Below are 26,129 nucleotides of genomic sequence, written 5' to 3' on the forward strand. Positions count from 1 at the left end.
TAACCAAGCCATGCGTGACGTCGCACGAGCTCGCGGTGCGCGATGTACCGCTGGGGTGCGTTACTCAACCGCCAACCTTGATCGCCGGCTTCTCGTTGCTGCACCCTTCGTATTGATATCGGCCCGGCTTGCCGAGCTTTACCGTAAAGGTGCATGGCTCACCGGAATACGCGTGCGTGGCCTGCACTTTCAATACATTGCCGGCGACGAGTACGCTCTGCTTGCCCTGCCCGCAGCTCCAGAAGGTGGTCGAGAGTTCCTCGAAGGTCTGTTCCGCGACGAGCTTGGCGGGACGGCCAGCGGCCGTGGAAGCGACCCATTGAATCCGTATGCGGCAGCTGACGTGCTCGAACCCGACCTCTTCCACAACGATCCGGTACGCGCCCGTGGCCGCGCCGTCGGTCCAGCGGCCGCCCTCCACCACACTCGAGATCGACGTGTCCGCTTGCGTTTCAGCGACAGCGCTGGCCGTCTGTAGCGCCAGCAAAAGGAGCACCGCAAGACTTCTCATGACTTTCATCCGCATACCGCCTGGAGTTATCACTGACCGTCAATCGCACCGCAATACGCTGCCGCGCACTTATACCATTCAGGCGCGTAACCGATCGCCGTCATACGGTCAGCGCAATCACCAGCGCGAGAACGGCGATCGTCATCAAGGCCCCTGCGATACCGGCAGACGGCCGATAGTCCGGCCCCGCGCCCTGCTCCTTGAACTGGAACGGCCGCGTCCAGAAGACGAACAGGCTGCCAGTGAATGCAGCTAGCGCCAACACGCTCCACAAGACCACGTACAGCACCGGCACTTCCTCCCACTCCACGTTTCCAATCTGGCGTTTAACGAGGTTCCGCCTGCCGCGCCGCTGCCTTGCGGGCGTTTCGCACAGCGACATGGCTGCAGTAACGCGCGAAGTCCTTCTTCGCCAATGCCAGATAGAACCCGGTCAGGACCATCGCAGCGCTGGCGACGTAAGCATGCAACCACAGATGGGCGGAATACTTGAGCATGCCCGTCAGCAGGTAGAGATTCATCGCACCGATGCCGAGCAGCAGGACCATCAAGATCCAGCGCGCCCATTCGCTGCCCCGATACAGCCAATACAGCAGCAGCGCCGGGATCACCAGCCGTTGCGCCGGTCCGAATTGGCCTCGCAATGCATCCAGGATATCTGGGCTGCAGGTCACAATGATGCCCAGCAAGCTGATAAACCAAAAGCGGCGGCCGTCAGGCATGCGACGACGCGCCTTGTTCTTCACGGCATTCTGTTGCGCCATTTCTTTTCCTAGTTGAAGAGCGTCCCAGTGTACCCATTCGGGTTCGTCAATTTGACGCCGCAAAAAGAAATCAAATACGCTGCGAGGATGATTACGATAAGAACCTCCCGCCCCGACGAAGGCGCGCGCGCAGTCGAAATCTGGCGCAGCGCGGTAGACGCCACGCACGACTTTCTTTCACCCGAGGATCGCCAGGCCATCGACGAGATGGTGTGCGGTTTTCTCCCGCAAGTGCCGCTCTGGCTTGCGGTCGACGCCCGCGACTACCCCCAGGCATTCATGCTCATCGACAACGGCCACATGCAAGCGCTGTTCGTCGATCCCGCCTGCCGCGGAACCGGCATAGGCGCCGCGCTGGTGCGGCACGGCCTATCCCTCCATCCCAACATGACGACGGACGTCAATGAACAGAACGGCCAGGCGGTGGGCTTCTATGAAAGGATGGGCTTCAAGCGCACGGGCCGTTCGCCGCTTGATGATCAAGGCAGGGCCTACCCGTTGATCCATCTGGAGTATCGGAGCTGATCGAAAAAAAAGCCACCTGCGGGTGGCTTTTTCCATGGCTGACACTTTGCCAGGGTGCCGTTTTACGCCGGCAGTTTTTTATCAGCCATTGGCATAACGCGCTTGCACCGCGCTCGCTGAAATCAGGCCAACAAAAATGAAAAGGCCGTCAGTGATTTCTCACTGACGGCCTTTGGAACTACTGGTCGGGACGGCGGGATTCGAACTCGCGACCCCTTGCACCCCATGCAAGTGCGCTACCAGGCTGCGCTACGCCCCGAAAGAAAAAGAGTATAGCAGAACAAAAAATTGTTTGCACGCATTCGTGCAAAAAAAGTGCTGAATACTCAAAAAAATTTTCGCGCTGCGTTTATCGATTGCATCAACCGCATGCGCATCGATGATTGCTGCGCGAGGTACTGCTCAATGCAACGCGCGGCTTGCGCCGCGCGTTGCTGGTACTGCGTTCAAACCATATGGGGAAGACGATGCGCCGACGATCAGGCCGCAGGGCTGACGTTGCTGGCGCTTGCGCCTGCTGCGTTTGCCGCCGTGCCCAAGGCTTCGGCCAGCATCGTCGAGACGTTGCCAAGTTCGTTGCGCAAGGCTTGCATCTCGGCGCCCGACAGGCGCACTGCCGCGTCCTGATCATGCGGCACATCGCGCGCATCGCCCAGGCGATTGCGCGCGCCGCTGATCGTGAAGCCTTGCTCATACAGCAGCGAGCGGATGCGGCGGATCAGCAGCACTTCGTGATGCTGGTAGTAGCGGCGGTTGCCGCGCCGCTTCACCGGCTTGAGCTGCGTGAATTCCTGTTCCCAATACCGCAAGACATGGGGCTTGACGCCACACAGGTCGCTGACTTCACCGATGGTGAAGTAACGCTTGGCGGGAATGGGCGGTAAGGTAACGGTGGATTCGGTACGTGTCATAAGGGGATTTTATGCCGCGATGCGTCAGGTGCCGATAACAATTGCCGACAAAGCGTATCACTCCTCGGCGTCGGGTGCTGCGGGCGCGGCCTGTTCCACCACGCTCTTGAGCTTCTGGCTTGCGTGGAAGGTGACCACGCGGCGCGCGGCGATGGGGATGGTCTCGCCGGTCTTGGGATTGCGGCCAGGGCGCGGCGGCTTGTCGCGCACCTGGAAGTTGCCGAAGCCGGAGAGCTTGACGGAATCACCGCGCGCCAAGGCGTCGCGGATTTCCTCGAAGAAGGTATCGACGATGTCCTTGGCTTCGCGCTTGTTCAGGCCGACCCGCTCGAAGAGCAGTTCGGCCAGTTCAGCCTTGGTCAGAGTGCGCGGCTCGGCAGCAAGCATACTGTTCCCCATGGTTCAAGCGCGTTGGCGAGCGCCGTGCGCAGCCACCAAGGCTTCCTTGATGCGTGCCAGGCAATCCGCCACGCGGGCCTCGTCCAGCGTGACCTCAGTGTCCTGTAGCCAGAAACGGAAAGCAAGGCTTTTCTCGGTGACGGGTTCGCTGCCGTGGGCCTTCTCGCGCCACACGTCGAACAGGCGCGCGTCCTGCACCACCGACAGTTGCGGATCCGCCTTCACGACCGCGGCGACGGTGTCGAGCATGGATTGCGCCGACACGTGGGCATCGACCCACAGCGCCAGGTCGCGCACCACGATGGGCTGGCGCGAGAGTTCGCGCACTTGCGGCAGTTCGCCTTCGGACAAGGCTGCGGCGTCCAGTTCGAACACGACGGGCGCATGCGCCAGGTCGGCCTGCTGAGCCCAGCGCGGATGCAGTTCGCCGATCCAGCCGACATGCTTGCCGTCCAGCTCGATGCGGGCGCTGCGGCCCGGATGCAGGGCGGGATGCGAGGCGGCTTCGAAGCGCAGGCGGCTGCCTCGCGCGCCGAACAGCGCCTCGACATCCATCTTCACATCATAGAAATCCACCTGGCGGGTCGCCACGCCCCACTGCTCTTCCACGGCCGGTCCCCAGGCCGCGCCGGCCAGCTTCATGGGCTGGCGCACGCCGGCCACTTCCAGCGGACCGTCCTGAACGGACGCATCGCGCATGAACACGCGGCCCAGTTCGAACAGACGCACGCGCGTCTGCTTGCGGTTGGCGTTATGGCGGATGTTGGCGACCAGGCTGCCGATCAGGCTGGAGCGCATGACCGACAGATGGCTGGCGATCGGATTGACCAGGCGCACCGGCGTTTCGTTGCCGGCATAGTCGCGTTCCCAGTCGGCTTCAACGAAGCTGTAGTTCACGACTTCCTGGTAGTCCTGCGCGGCAGCCAGGCGACGCAGCGCATGGGCGCCACGACGGATTTCCGGCTGCGAGAACATCTTGGCGCGCGCCATCGGCGGCTCCACGGGGATGTTCTCGAAACCGTAGATACGGGCCACTTCCTCGATCAGGTCTTCTTCAAGTTCCAGATCGAAGCGGTAGGAAGGCGGCGTGACGATGAAGTCGTCGCCCTCGATCTTGAAGTCCAGCCCCAGGCTGCCGAAGATCTTGGCGACTTCGGCTTGCGTGACGGGCACGCCCAGCACGCGGTGGCAACGCGCCAGGCGCATGCGCACGGGCTCGCGCTTGGGCAAGTTGACGATCTGGTCATCCAGCGGACCGGCTTCGCCGCCGCAGATGTCAATGATCAGGCGCGTGATGAATTCGATGTGCTCGGGGATGGTGGCGTAGTCCACGCCGCGCTCGCCGCGGTGGCTGGCTTCCGAGCTGAACTTGTAGCGGCGCGCGCGGCCGGCGAGCGACTGCGGCCACCAGAACGCGGCTTCCAGATAGATGTTGCGGGTGTCGAGCGTGACCGAGGTGGCTTCGCCGCCCATGATGCCGGCCAGGCTTTCCACCTGATCGCCAGCGACCACCACGCCCACCGTCGAATCCAGCGTGACGGTCTGGCCGTTCAGCAGTTCAAGCGTTTCGCCTTCGCGGGCCCAGCGCACGCTGAGGTCGCCGCGGATCTTGTCCAGGTCGAACACGTGCGACGGACGACCCAGTTCGAGCATGACGTAGTTGGAGATGTCCACCAGCGCCGATACCGAGCGTTGGCCGGCGCGCTCCAGGCGCGTCTTCATCCATTCGGGAGTCGCTGCGCGGGCGTTGACGCCGCGGATCACGCGGCCGCCAAAACGGCCGCACAGATCAGGCGCCTCGACCTTGACCGGCAGGCGCTCGTCCAGGGTGACGGGCACAGCGACAGCGGTGGGTACCGACAGCGGCGCACCGGTCAGGGCGGCCACTTCGCGCGCCACGCCCAGGATGGACAGGCAGTCGGCGCGGTTGGGCGTCATCTTCAGCGTGAAGAGCGTGTCGTCCAGATTCAGCGCCTCGCGGATCGACTGGCCCGGCGTCATGTCGGCGGGCAGTTCCAAAAGGCCTGCATGGTCTTGCGACAGTCCCAGTTCGCGGGCCGAGCACAACATGCCCGAGGACTGCACGCCGCGCATCTTGGCCACGCCGATCTTCATGCCGCCAGGCAGCTCGGCGCCGACGCGCGCGAGCGGCACCTTCAGGCCGGCAGCGGCGTTGGGCGCGCCGCACACGATCTGCAGCAGTTCGCCGGCGCCGTCGTCCACTTTGCAGACGCGCAGCTTGTCGGCATCGGGATGGGGCGCGATTTCGACGATGTGGCCCACGACCACGCCGCTGAAGGCGGGCGCGGCGGGCACGGTGTCTTCGACTTCCAGGCCGGCCATGGTGAGCCGGTGCGCAAGTTCTTCGGTGGCGATGGCGGGGTTGACCAGCGTACGCAGCCAGGATTCGGGAAATTGCATGATCAGCCGTCTGTTATTCGTTGAACTGGCGCAGGAAGCGCAAATCGCCTTCGTAGAACTGGCGCAGATCGTTGACGCCGTAGCGCAACATGGTCAGGCGCTCAAGTCCGGAACCGAAGGCAAAGCCGATGTAGCGTTCGGGATCGAGGCCGAAGTTGCGCACCACTTGCGGATGCACCTGGCCCGAGCCGGAAATCTCCAGCCAGCGGCCGCGGTTCGGCCCCGAGGTGAACATCATGTCGATTTCGGCGGACGGCTCCGTGAACGGGAAGAACGACGGGCGGAAACGCACGGCCAGGTCGTCGGTTTCAAAGAAGCAGCGCAGGAAATCGGTGTACACGCCCTTCAGGTCGGCGAACGAAATGTCCTCGGCGATCCAGAGCCCTTCCACCTGGTGGAACATGGGCGAGTGCGTAGCGTCGCTATCGACGCGGTAGGTGCGGCCCGGTGCGATGACCTTGATGGGCGGCTTATGCATGCGGGCGTAACGCACCTGCATGGGGCTGGTGTGCGTGCGCAGCAGCAGCGGCTGGCCTTCGGCGTCCTGCATGTCGACGTAGAACGTGTCATGCATGGAGCGCGCAGGATGGTCCAGCGGGCTGTTCAAAGCAGTGAAATTGGTCCAGTCGTTTTCCACTTCGGGGCCGTCGGCCACGTCGAAGCCTATGGAACGGAAGATCTCTTCCACGCGTTCCCAGGTCCGGATCACCGGATGGATGCCGCCCGGCGCGCGGCCGCGGCCCGGGAGGGTGACGTCAATGGTTTCGGATGCCAGGCGGGCGTCCAGTTCAGCCTGTGCCAGCGCGGCGCGCCGCAGGTTCAGCAGCTCTTCGACCCTTTGCTTGGCCTGATTGATCCGGGCGCCCATCTCGCGCTTCTGCTCCGGGTCGAGCTTGCCGAGGGCTTTGAGCAGCACCGTCAGCGCGCCTTCCTTGCCCAGGAACCGAGCCTTTGCATTTTCCAGCGCGGCGGCATCGGAGGCCGCGGCGAAGCGTTCTTGCGCCTGGGAGACCAGGTCGTCAACCGTTTGAGTCATGAAATCCAGCCTTCAAAACGCAAACGGGGCCATTACAGCCCCGTTTGCAGCGATGCGCGATGAGTTAAAGCGCGATCAGGCAGCCAAGGCAGCCTTGGCTTGCTGCACGATGGCGGCAAAGCCGGCCTTGTCGCGCACGGCCAGGTCGGCCAGAACCTTGCGGTCGAGTTCGATCGAAGCCTTCTTCAGGCCGGCGATGAACACGCTGTAGCTGACGCCATGTTCGCGGACGGCGGCGTTGATACGCGTGATCCACAGAGCACGGAACGTGCGCTTCTTGTTACGACGGTCGCGGTAGGCGTATTGGCCAGCGCGCATGACTGCTTGCTTGGCAATACGGAACACATTACCGCGGCGGCCACGGTAACCCTTGGCGGCGGCAATGACTTTTTTGTGACGTGCGCGGGCGGTTACGCCGCGTTTGACGCGAGGCATAGTAGATCTCCCTTAGATCAAGCGAAAGGCATCATGGCCTTGACGGAGGCCACGTTGGAGTCATGGACCGCTGCCGAGCCGCGCAGTTGACGCTTGGCCTTGGTGGTCTTCTTGGTCAGAATGTGGCGCTTGAACGCCTGACCGCGCTTGATGGAGCCGCTGCCGCGAACCTTAAAGCGCTTGGAGGCGCTTTTCTTGGTTTTCATCTTGGGCATGTTGATTCCCTAAACTAAACACTCATTGTTGATATGCATGACGCCAGGTGCTTGACGCATGGACGGCCGATGAAACCTTCCATGGCGGCAAAACTTGGAGACCTGTTGCCACTTCTTGGGGGTACTTCCGGGGTACTTCCGGGAAACTTCTGGATTACATCCAAAGCATTTCCGGGGTACGCTCCGCCAGCATTGCTGCCAGGCGGATTCTCCCCAGAAACAGATCAAATCTGATCCAGATCCGGGAAAGCCTTTGATTATATGGTGATTTCCCGCATTTTGTCGAGCCAGCCAGCCGGCAAAGCGCAACCCCAGGGGCGGCGAACGCCACAGAGGGGTGTCATACGCCCGGCCGCCGGTACTGCACCGCCTGGGCAATGTGGCGCCCCCCCAGGGCGTCCTCCCCTTCCAGATCGGCGATCGTACGCGCCACCCGCAACGCACGGTGCATGGCGCGGGCCGACCCCGACAGGCGGCGCATGGCCTGTAGCAGCAAGGCCTGGCCTTCGTCGTCCAGGCGGCAATGCTCGTCCAGTTCCGCCCCCGCCAGCGCGGCGTTGGGCTTGCCCTGGCGGGCCTGCTGACGCTGGCGGCAACGCGCCACGCGCTCCCGGACCGGGCCGGACGCCTCCCCCGGCGGTTTGCCCATCCATTCGGGGTCGGATGGCGGCAAGGCCACGTGCAGGTCGATGCGGTCCAGCAACGGGCCCGATATCTTGCCTGCATAGCGCGCCACCTGATCCGGCGTGCAGGCGCAGGGCCGCCCGGGATGCCCGCGCCACCCGCAAGGGCACGGGTTCATGGCCGCCAGCAACTGGAAACGGGCGGGAAACTGCGCCGCGCGCAGCGCCCTCGCGATGACCACCCTGCCCGTCTCAAGGGGTTCCCGCAGGGCCTCCAACGTACGGCGGCTGAACTCTGGCAACTCATCCAGAAACAACACCCCATGATGCGCGAGGCTGATCTCGCCCGGACGCGGACGACTCCCCCCGCCTACCAGCGCCGCCGCCGTGGCGGAATGGTGTGGCGCGCGGAACGGGGGCTGCCCCACGGGCGCGTCGGACAAGCCAGCCAGCGCGGCGACGGCGGCCACTTCCAACGCCTCGCCGCGCGCCAGCGGCGGCAGCAGGCCCGGCAGGCGCGCCGCCAGCATGCTCTTGCCCGCTCCCGGCGGCCCTATCATCAACAGGCTATGTCCGCCCGCTGCAGCAACCTCCAAAGCCCGCCGCGCCCCCGGCTGCCCCCGCACATCCGACAGGCAGGGTCCGGGCGCAGCCGCCGGCCAGGGCCGGGGCACGGCGTTGGACAACAGGCAGGCACCGGTGGCGTGCGCTGCCACGTCAGCCAGCGTGCGCGCCGACAGCACGCGCAGCCCGGGAACCCAGGCGGCCTGCTCAGCGCTGCCCGCAGGCAGGATGAGCGTGGCGCCGGGCGCCTCCCGGGCGACGCTCAGCGCGATGACCAGCGGCGCCGCGACCGGCACCAACGCGCCGGTCAGGGACAGCTCCCCGGCCAGCACCAAGTCGGCCAAGGCTGGATCCCGAACGGGCGATTCCGGATCGCGAACGTCCGCCGGCGCGGCCAACTGGCCGGAGGCCAGCAGCAGGCCCAGGGCGATCGGCAGGTCGAAACGCCCCGACTCCTTGGGAATGTCGGCGGGCGAAAGATTGACCGTGATCCTGCCGGGCGGGAACTCGAAGCCGCTGTTCAAGATGGCGGCGCGCACGCGCTCGCGGCTTTCGCGCACTTCGGTATCGGGCAGGCCGACCACATTGAAGCTGGGCAGGCCCGGGCCCAGATGCGTTTCCACGCGCACCGCGTGGGCATCCAGGCCGCACAGGGCGCGGCTGGCAAGTACGGCTAGCGTCAAGGCGGCCTCCGAGCAAGAGTTGGGTCCGCCAGTATCCGCAATCGCGAGGCCCGCGCGGCGGCGGCCGTGACAGAAGCATCACTCCCGTCAACCACAGATGCGCACGCGGAAATGGAAAACGGCCGCTGATCGCGGCCGTTTCCGGAAAGCATTTCCTGCCGGCCGCGAGATGCGGCCTTCAGCGCTTACTTGTCCAGCGCGGACAAGCGTGACTCCAGCTGCTGCACCTGCGCGGCCAATTGGTCCACCCGGGCTCGGGTGCGCGCCAGCAGGTCGGCCTGGACGTCGAATTCCTCGCGCGTGACGAGATCCAGCTTGGAGAATGCCTGCGTCATCATCGCGCGCACATTCCGCTCCACATCCGCGGCCGGACTGCGGGCGATCAGGTCGGAGATGTTCTTCTGGATGTCTTCCATCCATTGGGTGCGATTGTTCATGACGGCCTCACTGTGTTCTTGATGCCTCAAGTGTAGTGCGTCGGAACGCCGTTTCCGGACTGACCGCGCAAAAAAAGGGCCGCCTCGACCCAAAAAAAGAGGGCGGGCCGCATGCGGTGACCGCCCTTCAAAGCACAGGAGAAAACCGGGCTGCCATGGCGGCAACCCCCTACCAACATCGTTACGGGCAACCCATCTGGCTTGCCGACTGCGTGAACGTATCCGACGACTGCTTGCATTGCGCCGCCAACTGCGTCTTGTCGCTGACCGCGCCCCATTGCGCCCTGGCCGCGTCTAGCTGCTCCTTGATCGCGGTGGCAGCCGGGTTGCCGCTGCCGAGCTTGTCCATGCAGGCATTGATCTTGGCGACGTAGGCCTCGCACTCGGCGGGAACGGACGCTGCAGTGCCTGCCGCCGGAGCAGCCGAGGAAGGCGAAGTCGCGGGTGGAGGCGGCGTCGCGGGAGCCGCAGGTGCGGGCGCAGGTGCGGTGGCGGCCGGCGTGGCGGCCTTTTCTTCGCTCTTGTTGCAGCCGGCCAGCGCGGCAAGCGACGCGGCCAGGACCAAAGTGCAGAAAGCCTTGCGGTGGATTTTCATGACTACCCTTTCCCGTTCCTGCTTTCTTTTGGAGATCCGTCGACGCGGAGACTCCGCCTGCGGCCCAGCCTGTTCGGGGACAGGCTTGAACTGTTATCGATTCTTCTGCAGCCGCTCTTCGGCAACAAGCCGACGGGTGTAAACCCTCGTATCACGAGACCGCGCCGGCCGCGCCGATTCCGGCGCTCCTCTGCGTCTCGCCAACGGTCTGCCGATTTAGGCCAAAGGCGCGCCGCATATGGCTCAGCGGGCAGCAGGCGAGTCATCGATGACTCGATAAAAAAGCTGATATGCCAACATAAAACGCAATAAAACGCGCATCAATTTGCTACAAATATCGGACGCCAAACATATTTTGTTGCTTGCCCCAAGGGCTGGCGCTGCGCACCAACTTGAAGCTGACTTGCGGTGCATGAAGCACCAAACCGGTGCAATCGAGCACGCTTTGAGCGCGCCAACCTCCTTCGCTGGGCCATATCCGACATGGCATGGAATTTGCTTGATAGACGAAGCCAACGTGCAACCATGAGAGGAAATGCCATGAAACTCATCATCGCCATCATCAAGCCCTTCAAGCTCGACGAAGTGCGGGTGGCTCTATCCGGGATCGGCGTCCAGGGCCTGACCGTCACTGAAGTAAAGGGATTCGGCCGCCAGAAGGGCCATACCGAGCTGTATCGCGGCGCCGAGTACGCCGTCGATTTCCTGCCCAAGCTGCGTGTCGAGGCCGCCGTGCCCGACCATCTGGTGGATCAGGTCATTGAAGCCATCGAACAGGCTGCCCGCACCGGCAAGATCGGCGACGGCAAGATCTTCGCCGCCCCGCTCGAACAAGTGATCCGCATCAGAACGGGTGAATCCGGCGAAGCTGCGCTGTAAATAAATAAAGACTCAATGGAGCCTGAAAATGGATAAAGCAGATATCTCCTGGTTGCTCGTCTCTACCCTGCTTGTATTGATGATGGCCGTACCCGGTCTGGCGATGTTCTATGGCGGCCTGGTACGCAGCAAGAACGTGCTGTCCGTGTTGCTGCAAGTGCTGTGCACGTTCGTGCTGGGCCTGGTGCTCTGGTTCATCTACGGATATTCCCTTGCCTTCACCGAGGGCAACGCTTTCTTCGGCGGCCTGTCGCGCGCCTTCTTCTCCGGCATGTTCACCCCGTCCGACGGCAAGTACGCCATGTCGAACTCGCTGACCGAACTGCTGTTCGCCTCATTCCAGGCCACGTTCGCCGGCATCACCTGCGCGCTGATCGTGGGCAGCTTCGCCGAACGCGCCCGCTTCTCGGCGGTGCTGGTGTTCACGGTGATCTGGTTCACCTTCGCCTATGTGCCGATCGCACACATGGTCTGGTTCGCGTCCGAAACGGCGCCGGGCCTGCTGAATGCGAAGGGCGCGCTGGACTTTGCCGGCGGCACCGTGGTGCACATCAACGCTGGCGTGGCTGGCCTGGTGGGCGCCTACGTGGTGGGCAAGCGCGTAGGCTACGGCCGCGAAGCCATGCAGCCGCACAACCTGCCGATGACCTTCGTGGGTGCGGCGCTGCTGTGGGTGGGCTGGTTCGGGTTCAATGCAGGCTCCGCCTTGGCCGCCAATGAAAACGCCACGCTGGCCTTCTTCAACACCATGATCGCGACCGCTGGCGCCGTGCTGTCCTGGCTGTTCACCGAATGGGCCGTAAAGGGCAAGCCCTCGATGCTGGGCGCCGCCTCGGGCGCCGTCGCAGGCCTGGTCGGCATCACCCCGGCCGCCGGCCTGGTGGGCCCCGTGGGCGCGCTGGTCATCGGCGTCATCGCCGGCATCGTCTGCGTCTGGGGCGTGAACGGCCTGAAGCGCCTGCTGCGCGCCGACGACGCACTGGACGTGTTCGGCGTACATGGCGTGGGCGGCATCGTTGGCGCCCTGTTGACTGGCGTGTTCAATGCGCAGATCCTCGGCGGCCCCGGCCTGGCCGAGCCCGGCATGATCGGCCATCAACTGTGGGTCCAGCTGGAAGGCGTACTGCTGACCATCGTCTGGTCCGGCGTGGTGGCATGGATCGCCTACAAGATCGCCAACGCCCTGTGCGGCATGCGCGTGCCGGAAGATCAGGAGCGCGAAGGCCTGGACGTCACCAGCCACGGCGAATCGGCGTACCACAGCTAAACCTGGAACCCCTCCCCACCGGATGGCATAGGTGGGCGGGGATAAAAAAGGCGCCGGGGCATTCTGCCCCGGCGCCTTTTTTGATGCAGCGACGAACCGCCTCAGGCCAGGTCCAGCGTGTCCAGATCCACCGGCAAGGCGCGGTTCAGGGCGCTGGCCACCTTCACGCGCAAAGCGTTGGAGTGCGCGCGCCGGACCTCGCGCTTGACGTCCAGCAGTTGCTGAGGGTGCATGGAGAACTCGGTCAGGCCCAGGCCCAGCAGCAGCCGGGTCATGCGCGAATCCCCCGCCATCTCGCCGCACACGGCAACCGGCTTGCCGGCACGCTCGCCCGCATTGATGGTGTGCGCGACCAGGCGCAACACCGCGGGATGCAGCGGATCGTACAGGGACGCGACGTCGTGGTCGCCGCGATCGATCGCCAACGTGTACTGGATCAGGTCGTTGGTGCCGATGGACAGGAAGTCCAGCGCCTGCGCAAAGGGTTCGATGGCGATGGCGATGGCGGGCACCTCGACCATGGCGCCCACTTCCATGTGGGGCGCATAGGCCTGGCCGCGCGCGTCCAGTTCGCGCCGCGCCGATTCGATGGCCGCCTTGGTCGCCACCACCTCGTGCATATGTGCAATCATCGGTATCAGCAGGCGCACGGGCCCGTGGGCCGAGGCCCGCAGGATGGCGCGCAACTGTGTTGCGAACATCTCCGGGCGCGCCAGGCAATAGCGGATGGCGCGCTGGCCGAGCGCGGGATTGGTGGCCACCGTGGCCTCGCCATCCAGCGTCTTGTCCGAGCCGATGTCCAGCGTGCGGATCGTGACGGGCCGGCCGGCCATCACCTTGACCACCGACGAGTAAGCTTCGTACTGTTCTTCTTCGCCCGGCAGGTCCGGACGCCCCATGAAGAGGAATTCGCTGCGGAACAAGCCGATGCCGTGCGCGCCGGAAGCCAATGCCAGCGCCGCTTCGTCCGGCAGTTCGATGTTGGCGTGCAGCACCACATCAATGCCATCCAGCGTGACCGAGGGCTCGTCGCGCAGCAGGCTCAGTTCGGCGCGCTCGTCGGCATAGGCCGCTTGGCGGCGGCGGTATTCCTCGAGAATGCGGCTGGACGGATTGACGATCACCGCGCCGGCTGCGCCGTCGATGATCAGCATGTCGCCGTCGCGGACCAGTTCCCGCACGTTGCCCATGGCGACCACCGCTGGCACGGCCATGCTGCGCGCCACGATGGCGGTATGCGAAGTGGGACCGCCCAGGTCCGTCACGAAGGCGGCAAAGCGGCCGCCCCGCAGGCGCAGCATGTCGGCGGGCGAAATATCGTGGGCCACGACCACCAACGCGTCGTCGCCGCCCATGTGGGACATGTCGGGCAGGATGGCCGAGGTGCCAGCCAGCACATGCAATACCCGTTCGATGACCTGGCGCACGTCGGCCCCGCGCTCGCGCAGGTACTCGTCTTCCATGGCGTCGAACTGCTGGCCCAGGATCTGCCCCTGCGTCGTCAGCGCCCATTCGGCGTTGTAGTGGCGTTCGGCAATCAGCGCCAGGGTCTGCTCGGCCAGCAGCGGGTCGCCCAATAGCAGGCTGTGCACGTTGAGCATGGCGCCGAGCTCGCGCGGCGCGTCGGCCGGCAAGGTATCGGCCAGCTGCAGCAGTTCCTGCTGCGCCGAAGCCAGGGCATCGGTGAGCCGGCTGCTTTCGGCAGGCACGTCCTCGGGCGAGATGCGGTAGTGCGCGACCTCCAGCGCCGCCGCACCCATGACGACCGCGCGGCCGATGGCGTATCCCTTGGCCACGCCTTTGCCGTACAGACACACAACGGGGCTGGCAGAACCAGCCCCGTTGTTGGGTGCGTCATTGAGGGTCGTAGACGAGCCGGCCTGGGCAACGCTCAGGCCGGCCGATTCGGAAGAAATTCTATTCCTGCTCACCGAATTTGCTGTCGAACAATGATTGAATTTCGGAAAGGGCCTGATCGGCGTCATTGCCGGAGGCCTCCAGCTTAACCGTCACGCCCAGCCCGGCCGCCAGCATCATGACGCCCATGATGCTCTTGGCGTTCACGCGCTGCGCGCCGCGCGAGATGAAGATCTCGCTGGAAAACTTGCTGGCCAGCTGCGTCAGCTTGGCAGCCGCCCGGGCATGCAGGCCCAGTTTATTGCTGATGACGATGTCTGTATTAGGCATAGGAAATATTATGGCTGCGGCATGAGGCCGCAGTGTTGATCACAGCAAACCGTCGAACCGTCAATCGGCCTGAATGGATAGCCGACATAATAGGGCAAACTTCCGCCCGTCAGTCTACACGTAAGACGCCCTGAAGCCCGCCGGCCAGCGCCTTCTCGCGGGTTTCGGCCAAGGGCAGATTGCGATAGGTCAGGGCCCGCAGCAGCATCGGGGTATTCAATCCGGCCAGCACGCAGCACTGGATGCCCTGGGCCTGGGCATCGGAGACGGCGCGCTTGGCGATATTGGCGGGCGTGGCGCCGATCAGATCGGTCAGCACCAGCACGCCCGCGCCATGTTCCTGCTCCAGGATGTCCTTTAGGACTTGCGGCGCCAGGTCGTCCGGCCGGTCTTCAGGCTGGATGTCGTGTATGGCCAGCATGCCGTCCAGGTTGCCCATGACGTGGCTGGCGCAATCGCGTATCGCCGCGCCCAGGGGCGCGTGCACGACGATGACTATACCGGTGGTCATGACAGGGATCCTGGCGGGTCAAGCGGCAGCGGCAGGGGTCGCCACGGCCTTTTCCAGCGCCTGGACGAACATGCCGGCAACGTCGAAACCGGTTTGCTCCGCGATTTCCACAAAACAGGTGGGGCTGGTGACGTTGACTTCAGTGACGTAATCGCCAATGACGTCCAGGCCGACCAGCAGCAGACCGCGGGCGGCTAGCTTGGGAGCCACGGCCTCGGCGATCTCGCGGTCGCGCGGGGAAAGTTCCTGGGCCACGCCGCGGCCGCCGGCCGCCAGGTTGCCGCGGGTTTCACCGGCCAGCGGAATACGGGCCAGGGAGTACGGCACCGGCACCCCGCCGATCAGCAGGATGCGCTTGTCGCCCTTGACGATGTCCGGAATGTAGCGCTGCGCCATGATGGTGCGCGCGCCATTGTCCGTCAGCGTTTCCAGGATGGCGTTGAGGTTGGGATCCTTGGGCTGCAGCCGGAACACACCCGTGCCGCCCATGCCGTCCAGCGGTTTGACGATGACATCGTGATGCTCGTCGTGGAACGCCTTCAGACGGGCCATGCTGCGGGTCACCAGCGTGGGCGCGGTGAACTCGCTGATTTCGGTGATGGCCAGCTTTTCGGGATGGTTGCGGATCGCCGCGCCGCTGTTGAACACGCGGGCGCCTTGCGCCTCGGCATATTCGAGCAGGTGCGTGGAATAGACGTATTCCATGTCGAACGGCGGATCCTTGCGCATGACCACCGCGCCGAATTCCGCCAGCGGCAGATCCCGGGCGGCAGACTCGCGCCACCAGTCGTGGCCGTGCAGATCGGCGTCCGCGACCAGTTCGATGGGGGTGGCCGCGGTCTTGACCGTGCCCGCCTCGATATAGAGATCGCCCTGCATGGCCACGCTTAGCGTATGGCCGCGCGCCACCAGGGCGCGCATCATGGCGACAGAGCTGTCCTTGTACGCCTTGAGCAGCGGCAAGGGATCCAAAACGAACAATACATGCATCGCGACACCCTGAACGGACACCGCCTTCCCTCGCGGGAAGGCGGCTTTATGACATCGTAGCGCAGAGCCGCCCAATTAGCGAACCCGCCGGCGCCATGGCAGGCGGCAGATCGCACAGGCGGCGTAGCCTCCCTGGGGAGACTACGGCAGGAGCTCAGGCAGCCGACTCAGGCTTGCCCGCAGGCACGGCCTTTTTCTTCGGCGCCAGCACCATGACCATCTGACGGCCTTCGAGCTTCGGCATGGCTTCGACCTGGGCAAGTTCCAGCAGATCGTCGCGCACACGTTCAAGCACCCGCATACCGAGTTCCTGGTGGGCCATTTCGCGGCCACGGAAACGCAGCGTCACCTTGGCCTTGTCGCCTTCTTCGAGGAAGCGGCGCAGATTGCGCAGCTTGACCTGGTAGTCGCCCTCGTCGGTGGCCGGACGGAATTTGACTTCCTTGACCTGGATGACCTTCTGCTTGGAACGAGCTTCGGCTTGGCGCTTCTGCTCCTGGTACTTGAATTTGCCGTAGTCCATCAAACGGCAGACCGGCGGTTCGGCGTTCGGCGCGATTTCCACCAGATCCACGTCGCTTTGCTCGGAAAGACGGAAGGCGTCGGCAATCTTGACGATGCCGAGCTGTTCTCCGTCCAGACCTATCAGGCGCACCTCGGGGACGCGGATTTCACCGTTGATGCGATTGGCTTTTTCAGTGGCGATGTTGAAAGCTCCTAGAAATGTTAAGCAGCGCTGCTATCAGGATGAACGACGTCGCGACGGGTGGAAACGTCCTCGGACAAGCGCGCGACGAATTCGTCGTATGCGATGGCTCCGAGGTCCAATCCGCCCAGTCCGCGTACGGCTACGGTGCCGTTTTGCTTTTCCTTGTCGCCGACGACGAGGATGTACGGCACCTTTTGCAGGCTGTGCTCCCGAATTTTACGAGTGATTTTTTCACCGCGCAAATCGGACTCTACTCTAAAGCCTTGTTTTTTCAGGCTTTGCGTGATTTCAGCCGCATAATCGGCCGAAGGTTCGGAAATGCAGCATACGACGGCCTGCACCGGGGCCAGCCAGGGAGGCATGGCGCCGGCGTGGTTTTCGATCAGCATGCCGATGAAACGCTCCAGCGAACCGAGGATCGCGCGGTGCAGCATGACCGGCGGGCGGCGCTGGTCGTTCTGGTCCACGTACTCGGCGCCCAGGCGCACGGGCATGGAGAAGTCGACCTGGATCGTGCCGCACTGCCAGTGGCGGCCGATGGCGTCCTTCAGGGTGTATTCCACCTTGGGGCCATAGAACGCGCCCTCTCCCGGCGAGATCTCGAATTCGCAACCCGTGCGGCGCAGGCTCTCCATCAGGGCGGCTTCGGCCGTATCCCAGACTTCGTCCGTGCCGATGCGCTTTTCAGGACGCGTGGCGACCTTGTACAGCACTTCCGTGAAGCCGAAGTCGCGGTAGACCTTCTGCAGCAGCGCGGTGAAGTCGGCGCACTCGTCCTGCAGCTGTTCTTCGGTACAGAAGATGTGGCCGTCGTCCTGCGTGAAGCCGCGCACGCGCATCATGCCGTGCAGCGAGCCCGAGGGCTCGTTGCGGTGGCACTGGCCGAATTCGCCGTAGCGCAGGGGCAATTCGCGATAGGAATGCAGGCCGGCGTTGAAGATCTGCACGTGACCGGGGCAGTTCATCGGCTTCAGGCCGTAAACGCGGTTCTCGGACTCCGTCGTGAACATGTTTTCACGGTAGTTGTCCCAGTGGCCCGTCTTCTTCCAGAGCGAAATATCGAGGATCTGCGGCGCCTTCACTTCCTGGTAGCCGTTGTCGCGGTAGACGGAGCGCATGTATTGCTCCACCTGCTGCCACAGCGCCCAACCCTTGGGGTGCCAGAAAATCAGACCAGGGGCCTCGTCCTGGAAGTGGAACAGGTCCAATTCGCGGCCGATCTTGCGGTGGTCGCGGCGCTCGGCCTCTTCCAGCATGTGCAGGTAGGCTTCCTGTTCTTCCTTGGTTGCCCAGGCCGTGCCGTAGATGCGCTGGAGCATCTCGTTCTTGCTGTCGCCGCGCCAGTAGGCGCCGGCAACCTTCATGAGCTTGAAGACCTTCAGCTTGCCCGTGGACGGCACGTGGGGGCCGCGGCACAGGTCGATGAAGTCGCCTTCGCGGTACAGGCTGAGCGGCTCGTTCGACGGAATCGAGGCGATGATCTCGGCCTTGTACTTTTCGCCGATGCTCTTGAAGAATTCGACGGCGTCGTCGCGCGACCATTCCTCGCGCGTGACGACCTCGTCCTTCTTGGCGAGTTCGGCCATCTTTTTCTCGATGGCGGCCAGGTCTTCGGGCGTGAACGGGCGCTTGTACGAGAAGTCGTAGTAGAAGCCGTTGTCGATCACCGGACCGATGGTGACCTGCGCATCCGGAAACAGCTCCTTGACGGCATAGGCCAGCAAGTGCGCCGTCGAGTGGCGGATCAGATCCAGGCCGTCGGCGTCCTTGGCGGTGACGATGGCCAGGCGCGCGTCGCCCTCGATGCGGAAGCTGGTGTCGACCAGCCTGGAGTCCGAGCCCTCAAACGTCACGCGGCCGCCCAAGGCGGCCTTCGCCAGGCCCGTACCGATCGATTGCGCCACTTCGGCAACCGTTACCGGCCCCGGATATTGGCGCTGCGAACCATCGGGCAATGTGATCTGTACCATCGGGAGTGCTTCCTGGGGGGTTCTGGGAACTAAACAAACAAATTACGGAAACGAAAAACGCGGCCTGAGAGCCGCGTTCCTTGGATTGTCTTGCTGAGTCCTACCGCTGACCTGACACGGTGAAACCCGACGCACGAAAACTTAACGCGACATAGGGCGAAAGTTCCGGGTCGTAGTTCGTGCCAGCGGGAAAAACATGGTGTCTGGACCTAATGATGCTCGCCGCAGCGGCAGGGATCAAAAACAGCAAACAATGCACTGCGCAACAGAAGCTGTGCTTATCGTCGACGATTGTATCACTATTTACGCCTTTTCCGTGGCTAAAGCGCCACAGCGCGCCCTGGAGCGCGTGCGAGGTGCGCCCGGCGGCGCCATAACTCAAAAACTCATCTGCCGTCGCGGCCTAAATCCCGGCTGTTGCACGCGTGCTTCTCGCATATATGACAGGTCGACGGTGCAACAGTCTGATATTGGCGCGATTCATCTCCCGCGGGCCATGCGAAAACGTAATCTGCCTTCGCAAATTCAGGACACCCGCGACCTGCGCAATCGACCGCCGGCGTTCCCCCATCCTGCATGTGGAGCATCGATGAAAACTGTCTCAGCGCTCACCCTCAAAGCGCCCCCGCACATCAACCCCGAGCCCGCCGAAAGCGGCGACCGCCCGGGCACGCGCCGGCACCTGCTCCTGTCCCGGCCGCCGCCTCTCATCAAGGTGGCGATCCTGGACGACCACCCCGTGGTTGCCGTGGGCGTGGGCGCCTACCTGGAGAGCCGACCGGGCTTCCGGGTGGTGCACCGGGAGACCTCGGCACGGTCCCTCCTGGAGAAACTTACCCACTCACCCTGCGAAGTTGCCCTGGTCGATTTCTACCTGCCCCTGGAACCCTGGGACGGCGTGAACTATCTGCGGCGCCTGCGCCGCTACCACCCCGGGATGGCGCTCATCACCTTCTCGGCGGGCAGCCGCCAGGAAACCCAGTACGCGGCGTTCCGCGCAGGCGCGAATGGCTATTTCGCCAAGGAATGCGGCATGGTGCTGCTGCCGGAGATGATCCGCGGCGTATTGGCGGGCAAGGAAGAGTTCCTCACGGTGCAGGACGGCAAGATCCGGCCGCAGCAGCCGACGCATCCTCACGCGGCATTGACGACTTCGGAAGTGGAGATACTGCGCCACATCAGCCTAGGGCTGTCCGTCACGCAGATCTCGGCGCGGCTGATGCGCAGCAAGAAAACGATCAGCACCCACAAGCGCCGCGCCATGCGCAAGCTGCAGTTGTCCGACGATTTGTCGCTGGCGCTTTATCTGCGGGAGAAGTTCGCCGAATGAGCGCCGCCGGGCTCTGCGCGACGCCGCGGCTCAGATGATCCGCGAGTAGCTGGCCGCGGTGCCCGGCGCCCGCAGGTAGCCGTCGAACGCCATGGCGACGGCTCGCACGAAGTACCAGCCCAGGCCGGTCACCTGCAGTTCGCCGGGGTGCAGGTTGACCAAGCCCAGCTCGGCCAGATTCGCCATCTGCAGCAGTTCCGGGCCAAAGCTGTCGGCGAACCGCAATCCGTGGCGCGCCTCTATCCGGCTGTAGTCCACGCGGCCCTGGCACATGATGTCCATGATGATCTCGCGGCGAACCAGATCATCCGTGCTCAGCGCCAACCCTCTTTCGACGGCGAAGCGCCCTGCTTCGATTGCCGCGTAATACTCGTCCAGGACTTTGGCGTTCTGGCTGTAGGTATTGCCGATGCGGCCGATCGCGGACACGCCCAGCGCGACCAGGTCGCGGTCGGGCTGCGTGCTGTAGCCCTGGAAGTTGCGGTGCAGCTCCCCCTTGCGCTTGGCGATCGCCAGCGCATCGGTTTCCAGCGCGAAATGGTCCATGCCGATATAGGCGTAGCCCTGCTTCAGAAAACCATCGATGGCGGCGCTGAGCAGCCCCACCCGCGTCTCCCTGTCGGGTAGGTCGGCCTCGTTGATGCGGCGCTGCGGCTTGAAGCGCGCGGGCAGGTGGGCGTAGGCATACAGCGCGATGCGGTCGGGCCGCAGTGCGATGACCTGAGCGATCGTGCGGGCAAAGGACTCCGTGGTCTGCAGCGGCAGGCCATAGATGAGATCCACGTTGACCGAGGCATAGCCCAACGCCCGGGCGCTCTGCATCAGCGCCCGCACGTCCTCGAACGACTGCATGCGGTGCACAGCGGCCTGCACCCGGGGATCGAAATCCTGCACGCCGAAACTCAGGCGATTAAAGCCCAGTTCGCGCATATGGGCCAGGCGGTCGGGCGTGGCGGTGCGCGGATCTACCTCGATCGAGATTTCCGCGTCGGGTTCGAAGCGGAAGGCGCGTCGCAGGTTCTCCATCAGACGCGACAATTCCTCGTCGGACAAAAAGGTCGGCGTGCCGCCCCCGAAATGCAACTGCGATACGGGTACGCCCTCGCCCAGTTCGCGCACATGCAGCTCGATCTCGGCCGCCAGGGCGTCCAGATAGCGGGCGGCGCGGTCGTGGTGGCGAGTCACCACCTTGTTACAGGCGCAGTAATAACAGACCGATTCACAGAACGGGATGTGCACGTAGAGCGACAAAGGCTCGGCCGGCGCCGTCGCGCGGCGCTGCTGCAGCGCCTGCCGGTACTCCTGCTCGCCGAAGCCGCCGTGATACCGGTCAGCCGTAGGATACGAGGTATAGCGGGGCCCGTTCTTGTCCAGCCGCGCCAGCAATTGCGGCGGGAACAATGGGCTGGCGGCGGAGGGCTCGCGGGATTCTGTCTGTGACGGGCGTAGGGCGGCTTGCATACCTGGAATTATTCGCCTGTGCCGGCCAGTCCGGGTTGATCTTGCGCAAACGCCAGCGTGTTGCCCCCCGCCAGTCCACCTGCCCACCCAGAGAACACCCCGCCGCGCTGGCGGCCTCGCCCCCGTAAAATGCGCCTGTCACAAAGATGCACAACAAGGAAACCATCATGGGCACTGAACTGGACGGCCGCCTGCTCGCCATGCGCCAGGCGCTGGCGATCGCCATCGCCCTCTCGACCCGCAGCAGCCCCCAGGCCACCGACATGGCGCTGGAACTGCTTAATGACCTGAAGGCAAGCATGGACAACGCTCCTTCGGACAGCCCGTTCGAGAAGCCGGAATGGGTAGCGGGCGCGCACGACGAACTGGACGGCATCGCGCGCCTGGTGCGCGCCTTCACGCAGACGCCTGAACCGGACGACGAGGCGCAATAGCCTGCCCCTAGGGGCGAGGCACGCCAGACGCCGTGCCGCAAAGCCGGGAAGACGGCGTCACACGCCAGTGCAGGCCAGGAAAATCCTTTCCAACGGCGACAAACCCCGCTCCGGGCGTTCTCGGTTCCAGCTCCAGCTCCAATGCGCCGCAAGCCTCGGCCACGTCTTTCGGCACCCAGGGACTGAAACGGAGCTGTCCGTCTATCAGCACCAGCGGCTGTTCCGGCAGCCTCAGGGCCAGCGCGCCGGCCTCGGCCGGCGGCCCCGATATCACCCTGACCGGCCCGCCAAGCGCCGCTTTGGCGGGTTCGTGCACAGCCAGGGCCAGCGCCCGGGAATCGAAATAGCGCCAATCCGACGCCTTGCGCGCAAGCCCCGCCCCGCCCGGCGACGTCAGCCCGACCCGGACCATCAACAGCGCCTGGACCAATGCGAATACCGCCACGGCATCGCGCGGCCGCACGCGCTCCCAGACGCCGCCACGCATCAGTTCCATCATCGCCGGCGCCATGAACAGCAGATAAGGCGTGCCCCAGTGCAGTTGCACATGGGAACCGCTGGCAAGCGTCATGATGCTGACGAACACCAAGGGCGTAAAACCGAACGACAGCAGGATGGCGCGGCCCGCATCGCGCGGCGGCGCTTCTGCCGTCACAGCAGCCACCGCGGCGCGGCGGCGCGCCAACCAGCACAAGACGCCCAGGAACACCCACGCAGGCAGCGCGCGGTTCAGCATCTGATCGCCCCACCACCGCGCCACTTCCGCCGCGCGCTGAACCCAAGGCAGGCCGGCGGCCAGCGATGAAGTCATCGCGTAGTTCAGGGGTTCGAAGCCGTTGTACGCCAGCCACCAGAGATGCGGCGCGAAGACCGCCAGCGCGGTCAACCCCGCAACCTGCAGCCCGAACCGGTGCATGGAGTCGCGCCAGCCGCGCTGGCTCAGCCAGAAGACCAGCACGGCGGCGCCCGTCACCGCGCTTTGGTACTTGGACAGAGCCCCCAGGCCCAGGCACGCGCCCAGCACGATCCACCAACCGATCCGGCGCGTGGTCCAGGCTTTCCAGCACGCGACGGCGCAGCCCACCGCCAGGGGAATCAGCACGATCTCGTGGTTGTAGAAATGCAGACGGCCGTTGTAGAAGGTGATGCACAGGCCGGCCAGCAACGCCGCCCGCGCATGGCCGCTGCCGCGCATGCCCCGCAGCCAGCGCCACAACAACGCGAAGGCGCCCAGGGTGCAGAGCGCACCGACGATGTAGCTCGTCCACGCCGACCAGCCCAGCAATTGCACCGCTGGCCACAGCAGCCAGGTCGGCAGAGGCGGATGCTTGTAATAGCCCCATTCCAGGCTGCGCACCCAGGTCAGTTGCTCGATATTGTCAGTCGGCGGCGCGAAGGCCGCCTTGTCCAGCAGCGTCAACCACGCCAGGGCGAAGACCGCCATGCCCAAGCCTATCCACCAGCCCTCGGGCCGGAACGCCCGCTTCATCACTTCCTGCACGTCCTACCCCTTCCTGCCGCCGCAGCGCGCTGCCTTGCCACATGCCCGGTATCGGGCGCAACGGAGTATGGGATGGCGTCCGCCCGCAACAGCGGGGCTTCTGTGCGGGATTTGTCTGGAAACTGTAAAGCGCCCGAGACATTCCTAGCTGGCCTGACCACTTCAAAGAAAGAGGTGGAATCCCTGTGATCGTTTTCCCTTGAAATAGAAAATTTCCCTTCTTATTCAAGGATGAGATGCCTATATTTGGTGGCCTGACCACTTGGCTCTCCGTTCCCGCCCCTATCGTCGATGAACACCTTCCAAGCTGCCGCTGTCACCCGCCTGTACCGAGTCATCGCCGACCAGATCGCCGGCCGGATCCGGGCCGGGGAATTCCCCCGCGGCGGGCGCCTGCCTTCTGAGCGGGAGCTGGCCGAACAGCTGCAGGTCAGCCGCGCGTCTATCCGCGAGGCACTGATCGCGCTGGAAATAGAAGGCTATGTCGAGGTGCGCGTGGGCACCGGGGTGTTCGTCACTGCCATCCGGGAAGCCACCGCTCCCGCGTACGCCGCGCCAGGACAGGACGGCATCGGCCCGTTCGACCTGCTGGAAGCGCGCATGCTGATCGAACCCGAGTGCGCGGGCATGGCCGCGCAGCATGGGTCGCCCGCCCAGATTGCCGCCATCCGCGACGCCCACGAGGGCATGTCGCTGGGCAACTCGCCCGGCCGCCACGACCGCGAATTCCACAACGCCATTGCCGCGGCTTGCGGCAACGCCGCGGTAGCGGCCTCGGTGGCCCATCTGTGGGAATTGACGCAGGCCAGCCCCGTGTACAGCCGCATGGAGGATTACTTCGTCGACACCAAGGTCTGGGCCATCGCCCATGCCGAACACCAGCGCATCCTGACGGCCATACAGGCGCGCGATCCGATCCGCGCGCGCCATGCCATGCATGCGCATCTGCTAGGCATCCTGGCCCGCCTGCGGGAAGACTTTGGCGACGAGAACGGCGCTCCGCAATGGTGCGCGGCACGCTGAAGAGCACCTGTACGAAGCATTGTTGTAGCGGCTCCACCCGTAGTACCCCTGAAAACACAGGTGGCATGAGGTTTGCTTGCCAGTGCACGGCATCCGCGACGCGGACACCTGTCAGACCCTTTCCAGCCCGGAGGCTCGCAGTGAAATCGAAGAAATGGTTCTCCCTAAGCATCGGCGCACTGGTCCTCGCGGCCGCGCTGCCCGCCACGCAAGCCCTGGCGCAGACCAAGGGCGGCACGCTGAACATGATCGTCCAGCCCGAACCGCCGGTGATTGTCACCGCCATCAATCAGCAGGGGCCCACGCAGTTCGTCGCCGGCAAGATCTACGAGAGCCTGCTGACCTACTCCACCGATCTGAAGCCCCAGCCCGGCCTGGCCAAGTCGTGGGACGCCTCGCCCGACGGCCTGTCCTACACCTTCCACCTGCAGGACAACGTCAAGTGGCATGACGGCAAGCCCTTCACGTCCGAGGACGTGGTGTTCTCGCTGGCGGACATGCTGCCCAAGACCCATGCGCGCGCCCGCGTGATCCTGAACAAGTTCGTGGAATCGGTGCAGGCGCCGGACGCGAAGACGGTCGTCGTCAAACTGAAGACGCCCTTCCCGGCCTTCATGCTGATGTTCGAACCGGGCTTTGCGCCCATGATGCCCAAGCACATCTATGCCGGCACCGACTACATGACCAATCCCGCCAACCAGAAGCCGGTCGGCACGGGCCCGTTCATGTTCAAGGAATGGAAACGCGGCGAATACATCAAGCTGACCCGCAACCCCGACTACTGGAAGCCCGGCAAGCCCTATCTGGATGAACTGGTGTTCAACGTCATCCCCGACTCGGCCTCGCGCGCGGTGGCTTTCGAGCGCGGCAGCGTGGACGTGCTGCGCGGCGGCGACGTGGACAACGTCGACATCAAGCGCCTGCGCGCCCTGCCCAAGGTCGAATACACCACGGCCGGCTGGGAGATGTTCTCGCCCCAGGCCTACCTGATCTTCAACATGCGCAAGCCGCCCTTCGACAACCTGAAGGTGCGCCAGGCCGTGATGGCGGCCATCAACCGCAACATGGTGGTCAATAACATCTTCTTCGGCCTGGGCAAGGTGTCCACCAGCCCCTTCGTCACCACCGAGATGTTCTATGACAAGAACATGCCGCCGCTGGCGTTCGACATGAAGAAGGCGCGCGCGCTGATCAAGGAGTCCGGCATCAAGCCCGAGGACTACACGATCCGCCAGCTGAGCTTCCCCTACGGCTCCACCTGGGACCGCCTGGGCGAATACACCAAGCAGGCGCTGGAGCAGCTGGGCTTCAAGGTCAACCTGGAAGCCACCGACGCCGGCGGCTGGGCCAGCCGCACGGGCAACTGGGACTTCGACATGACAACCACCTTCACCTACCAGTACGGCGATCCCGCGCTGGGCGTGCAACGGCTGTATGTCTCGTCGAACATCGTCAAGGGTTCGCCCTTCGCCAACGTGCAGGGCTACAGCAATCCGGAGACCGACAAGCAATGGGAGGCGGCCGCTTCCGAGGTGGATCCCGCCAAGCGCCAGGAGCTCTACACCAAGCTGCAGACCACGCTGGTCAATGAGATCGCCAACGGCTTCCTGGTGGACATGGAGTTTCCCACGCTCTACCGCGGCAACGTCAAGAATCTGGTCAAGACCGCCATCGGCCTGAACGAGAGCTTCGACGACGTGTACATCGAAAAGTAAGCGCCGCAGGACGCCGCCGCGGCAGGCTTGCCG

General features: G+C 64.3%; 27 protein-coding genes and 1 tRNA gene. 7 read left to right on the plus strand and 21 right to left on the minus strand.

Going from position 1 to position 26,129, the window contains the following annotated elements; genetic code table 11:
- Positions 1 to 64 precede the first annotated feature (64 nt).
- From HV793_RS28205 to HV793_RS28215, 3 genes are all read right to left on the minus strand, one after another.
- On the minus strand, positions 65 to 511 hold the full coding sequence (locus tag HV793_RS28205) for a hypothetical protein (protein WP_175214307.1): 447 nt from the start codon (positions 509 to 511) through the stop codon (positions 65 to 67).
- Between the two features lie 100 nt (positions 512 to 611).
- Positions 612 to 800, minus strand: coding sequence for a hypothetical protein (locus HV793_RS28210; protein ID WP_054458306.1), 189 nt, complete (start codon positions 798 to 800; stop codon positions 612 to 614).
- A gap of 37 nt (positions 801 to 837) precedes the next feature.
- On the minus strand, positions 838 to 1,275 hold the full coding sequence (locus HV793_RS28215; RefSeq protein ID WP_054458245.1) for a hypothetical protein: 438 nt from the start codon (positions 1,273 to 1,275) through the stop codon (positions 838 to 840).
- Positions 1,276 to 1,362: 87 nt separating this feature from the next.
- Between HV793_RS28215 and HV793_RS28220 the strand changes: the two genes are divergently transcribed.
- The gene (locus HV793_RS28220; protein ID WP_054458246.1) at positions 1,363 to 1,800 is read left to right on the plus strand and encodes an acetyltransferase; all 438 of its coding nucleotides are present in this window, start codon (positions 1,363 to 1,365) and stop codon (positions 1,798 to 1,800) included.
- A 182-nt stretch (positions 1,801 to 1,982) separates the two neighbouring features.
- Here the strand turns inward: HV793_RS28220 and HV793_RS28225 are convergent.
- The 10 genes from HV793_RS28225 to HV793_RS28270 form a co-directional block, all read right to left on the minus strand.
- Positions 1,983 to 2,059: transfer RNA gene (locus HV793_RS28225), tRNA-Pro, on the minus strand.
- Positions 2,060 to 2,279: 220 nt separating this feature from the next.
- Positions 2,280 to 2,711 (minus strand): MerR family transcriptional regulator, encoded by a 432-nt coding sequence (locus tag HV793_RS28230; protein WP_054458247.1) that lies wholly within the window; start codon positions 2,709 to 2,711, stop codon positions 2,280 to 2,282.
- 57 nt (positions 2,712 to 2,768) lie between these two features.
- Positions 2,769 to 3,110 carry an integration host factor subunit alpha gene (locus HV793_RS28235; RefSeq protein ID WP_054458248.1) on the minus strand — a complete coding sequence of 114 codons (342 nt, stop codon included), beginning with the start codon at positions 3,108 to 3,110 and terminating at the stop codon, positions 2,769 to 2,771.
- 3 nt (positions 3,111 to 3,113) lie between these two features.
- Positions 3,114 to 5,531 (minus strand): phenylalanine--tRNA ligase subunit beta, encoded by a 2,418-nt coding sequence (gene pheT / locus HV793_RS28240; protein ID WP_175214308.1) that lies wholly within the window; start codon positions 5,529 to 5,531, stop codon positions 3,114 to 3,116.
- Between the two features lie 13 nt (positions 5,532 to 5,544).
- Positions 5,545 to 6,567, minus strand: a complete 1,023-nt coding sequence (gene pheS / locus HV793_RS28245) for a phenylalanine--tRNA ligase subunit alpha (protein WP_054458250.1) — start codon at positions 6,565 to 6,567, stop codon at positions 5,545 to 5,547.
- 75 nt (positions 6,568 to 6,642) lie between these two features.
- Positions 6,643 to 7,002: a 50S ribosomal protein L20 gene (gene rplT, locus HV793_RS28250; RefSeq protein WP_006218741.1), complete on the minus strand. Its 360-nt coding sequence runs from the start codon at positions 7,000 to 7,002 to the stop codon at positions 6,643 to 6,645.
- A 17-nt stretch (positions 7,003 to 7,019) separates the two neighbouring features.
- The gene (gene rpmI, locus HV793_RS28255; RefSeq protein WP_008159912.1) at positions 7,020 to 7,217 is read right to left on the minus strand and encodes a 50S ribosomal protein L35; all 198 of its coding nucleotides are present in this window, start codon (positions 7,215 to 7,217) and stop codon (positions 7,020 to 7,022) included.
- Positions 7,218 to 7,557: 340 nt separating this feature from the next.
- Positions 7,558 to 9,087 carry a YifB family Mg chelatase-like AAA ATPase gene (locus tag HV793_RS28260; protein ID WP_175214309.1) on the minus strand — a complete coding sequence of 510 codons (1,530 nt, stop codon included), beginning with the start codon at positions 9,085 to 9,087 and terminating at the stop codon, positions 7,558 to 7,560.
- A 185-nt stretch (positions 9,088 to 9,272) separates the two neighbouring features.
- Complete coding sequence (locus tag HV793_RS28265) at positions 9,273 to 9,524, minus strand: accessory factor UbiK family protein (protein ID WP_054458252.1); 252 nt, start codon at positions 9,522 to 9,524, stop codon at positions 9,273 to 9,275.
- A 181-nt stretch (positions 9,525 to 9,705) separates the two neighbouring features.
- On the minus strand, positions 9,706 to 10,119 hold the full coding sequence (locus HV793_RS28270; RefSeq protein ID WP_175214310.1) for a DUF5339 family protein: 414 nt from the start codon (positions 10,117 to 10,119) through the stop codon (positions 9,706 to 9,708).
- Positions 10,120 to 10,659: 540 nt separating this feature from the next.
- On the opposite strand from HV793_RS28270, the gene HV793_RS28275 reads away from it, so the two are divergent.
- Complete coding sequence (locus HV793_RS28275; RefSeq protein WP_054458254.1) at positions 10,660 to 10,998, plus strand: P-II family nitrogen regulator; 339 nt, start codon at positions 10,660 to 10,662, stop codon at positions 10,996 to 10,998.
- Between the two features lie 28 nt (positions 10,999 to 11,026).
- Positions 11,027 to 12,265 (plus strand): ammonium transporter, encoded by a 1,239-nt coding sequence (gene amt / locus HV793_RS28280; RefSeq protein ID WP_013392915.1) that lies wholly within the window; start codon positions 11,027 to 11,029, stop codon positions 12,263 to 12,265.
- A gap of 101 nt (positions 12,266 to 12,366) precedes the next feature.
- On the opposite strand, the gene ptsP is transcribed toward amt, so the two are convergent.
- The 6 genes from ptsP to thrS all read right to left on the minus strand — a co-directional run bounded on the left by ptsP (position 12,367) and on the right by thrS (position 18,632).
- A complete protein-coding gene (ptsP, locus tag HV793_RS28285; protein ID WP_280528348.1) occupies positions 12,367 to 14,076 on the minus strand; it encodes a phosphoenolpyruvate--protein phosphotransferase in 1,710 nt (569 codons plus the stop codon).
- Between the two features lie 106 nt (positions 14,077 to 14,182).
- On the minus strand, positions 14,183 to 14,452 hold the full coding sequence (locus HV793_RS28290; RefSeq protein ID WP_013392913.1) for an HPr family phosphocarrier protein: 270 nt from the start codon (positions 14,450 to 14,452) through the stop codon (positions 14,183 to 14,185).
- Between the two features lie 109 nt (positions 14,453 to 14,561).
- Positions 14,562 to 14,963 carry a PTS sugar transporter subunit IIA gene (locus HV793_RS28295; RefSeq protein ID WP_054458255.1) on the minus strand — a complete coding sequence of 134 codons (402 nt, stop codon included), beginning with the start codon at positions 14,961 to 14,963 and terminating at the stop codon, positions 14,562 to 14,564.
- An 18-nt stretch (positions 14,964 to 14,981) separates the two neighbouring features.
- The gene (gene gshB, locus HV793_RS28300; RefSeq protein ID WP_054458256.1) at positions 14,982 to 15,953 is read right to left on the minus strand and encodes a glutathione synthase; all 972 of its coding nucleotides are present in this window, start codon (positions 15,951 to 15,953) and stop codon (positions 14,982 to 14,984) included.
- Between the two features lie 154 nt (positions 15,954 to 16,107).
- A complete protein-coding gene (gene infC / locus HV793_RS28305) occupies positions 16,108 to 16,659 on the minus strand; it encodes a translation initiation factor IF-3 (protein ID WP_080551054.1) in 552 nt (183 codons plus the stop codon).
- Positions 16,660 to 16,679: 20 nt separating this feature from the next.
- Positions 16,680 to 18,632, minus strand: coding sequence for a threonine--tRNA ligase (gene thrS / locus HV793_RS28310; RefSeq protein ID WP_054458257.1), 1,953 nt, complete (start codon positions 18,630 to 18,632; stop codon positions 16,680 to 16,682).
- Positions 18,633 to 19,221: 589 nt separating this feature from the next.
- On the opposite strand from thrS, the gene HV793_RS28315 reads away from it, so the two are divergent.
- Positions 19,222 to 19,962 carry a response regulator transcription factor gene (locus HV793_RS28315; protein ID WP_054458258.1) on the plus strand — a complete coding sequence of 247 codons (741 nt, stop codon included), beginning with the start codon at positions 19,222 to 19,224 and terminating at the stop codon, positions 19,960 to 19,962.
- Between the two features lie 30 nt (positions 19,963 to 19,992).
- On the opposite strand, the gene hemN is transcribed toward HV793_RS28315, so the two are convergent.
- Positions 19,993 to 21,423, minus strand: coding sequence for an oxygen-independent coproporphyrinogen III oxidase (gene hemN, locus HV793_RS28320; protein WP_175214312.1), 1,431 nt, complete (start codon positions 21,421 to 21,423; stop codon positions 19,993 to 19,995).
- A 167-nt stretch (positions 21,424 to 21,590) separates the two neighbouring features.
- Here hemN and HV793_RS28325 point away from each other — a divergent pair, with 167 nt between their 5' ends.
- Positions 21,591 to 21,857, plus strand: a complete 267-nt coding sequence (locus HV793_RS28325; RefSeq protein ID WP_054458311.1) for a hypothetical protein — start codon at positions 21,591 to 21,593, stop codon at positions 21,855 to 21,857.
- Between the two features lie 7 nt (positions 21,858 to 21,864).
- Here HV793_RS28325 and HV793_RS28330 read toward each other — a convergent pair whose 3' ends face one another.
- On the minus strand, positions 21,865 to 23,358 hold the full coding sequence (locus HV793_RS28330) for a glycosyltransferase family 39 protein (RefSeq protein ID WP_175214313.1): 1,494 nt from the start codon (positions 23,356 to 23,358) through the stop codon (positions 21,865 to 21,867).
- Positions 23,359 to 23,649: 291 nt separating this feature from the next.
- Between HV793_RS28330 and HV793_RS28335 the strand changes: the two genes are divergently transcribed.
- Together HV793_RS28335 and HV793_RS28340 are read left to right on the plus strand one after the other, a co-directional pair.
- On the plus strand, positions 23,650 to 24,381 hold the full coding sequence (locus HV793_RS28335; RefSeq protein ID WP_175214314.1) for a FadR/GntR family transcriptional regulator: 732 nt from the start codon (positions 23,650 to 23,652) through the stop codon (positions 24,379 to 24,381).
- 140 nt (positions 24,382 to 24,521) lie between these two features.
- The gene (locus HV793_RS28340) at positions 24,522 to 26,096 is read left to right on the plus strand and encodes an ABC transporter substrate-binding protein (protein WP_054458262.1); all 1,575 of its coding nucleotides are present in this window, start codon (positions 24,522 to 24,524) and stop codon (positions 26,094 to 26,096) included.
- The last annotated feature ends 33 nt before the right edge of the window (positions 26,097 to 26,129 follow it).

This window comes from Achromobacter aegrifaciens (assembly GCF_902859965.1).
Taxonomy (GTDB): Bacteria; Pseudomonadota; Gammaproteobacteria; order Burkholderiales; family Burkholderiaceae_B; genus Achromobacter; species Achromobacter aegrifaciens.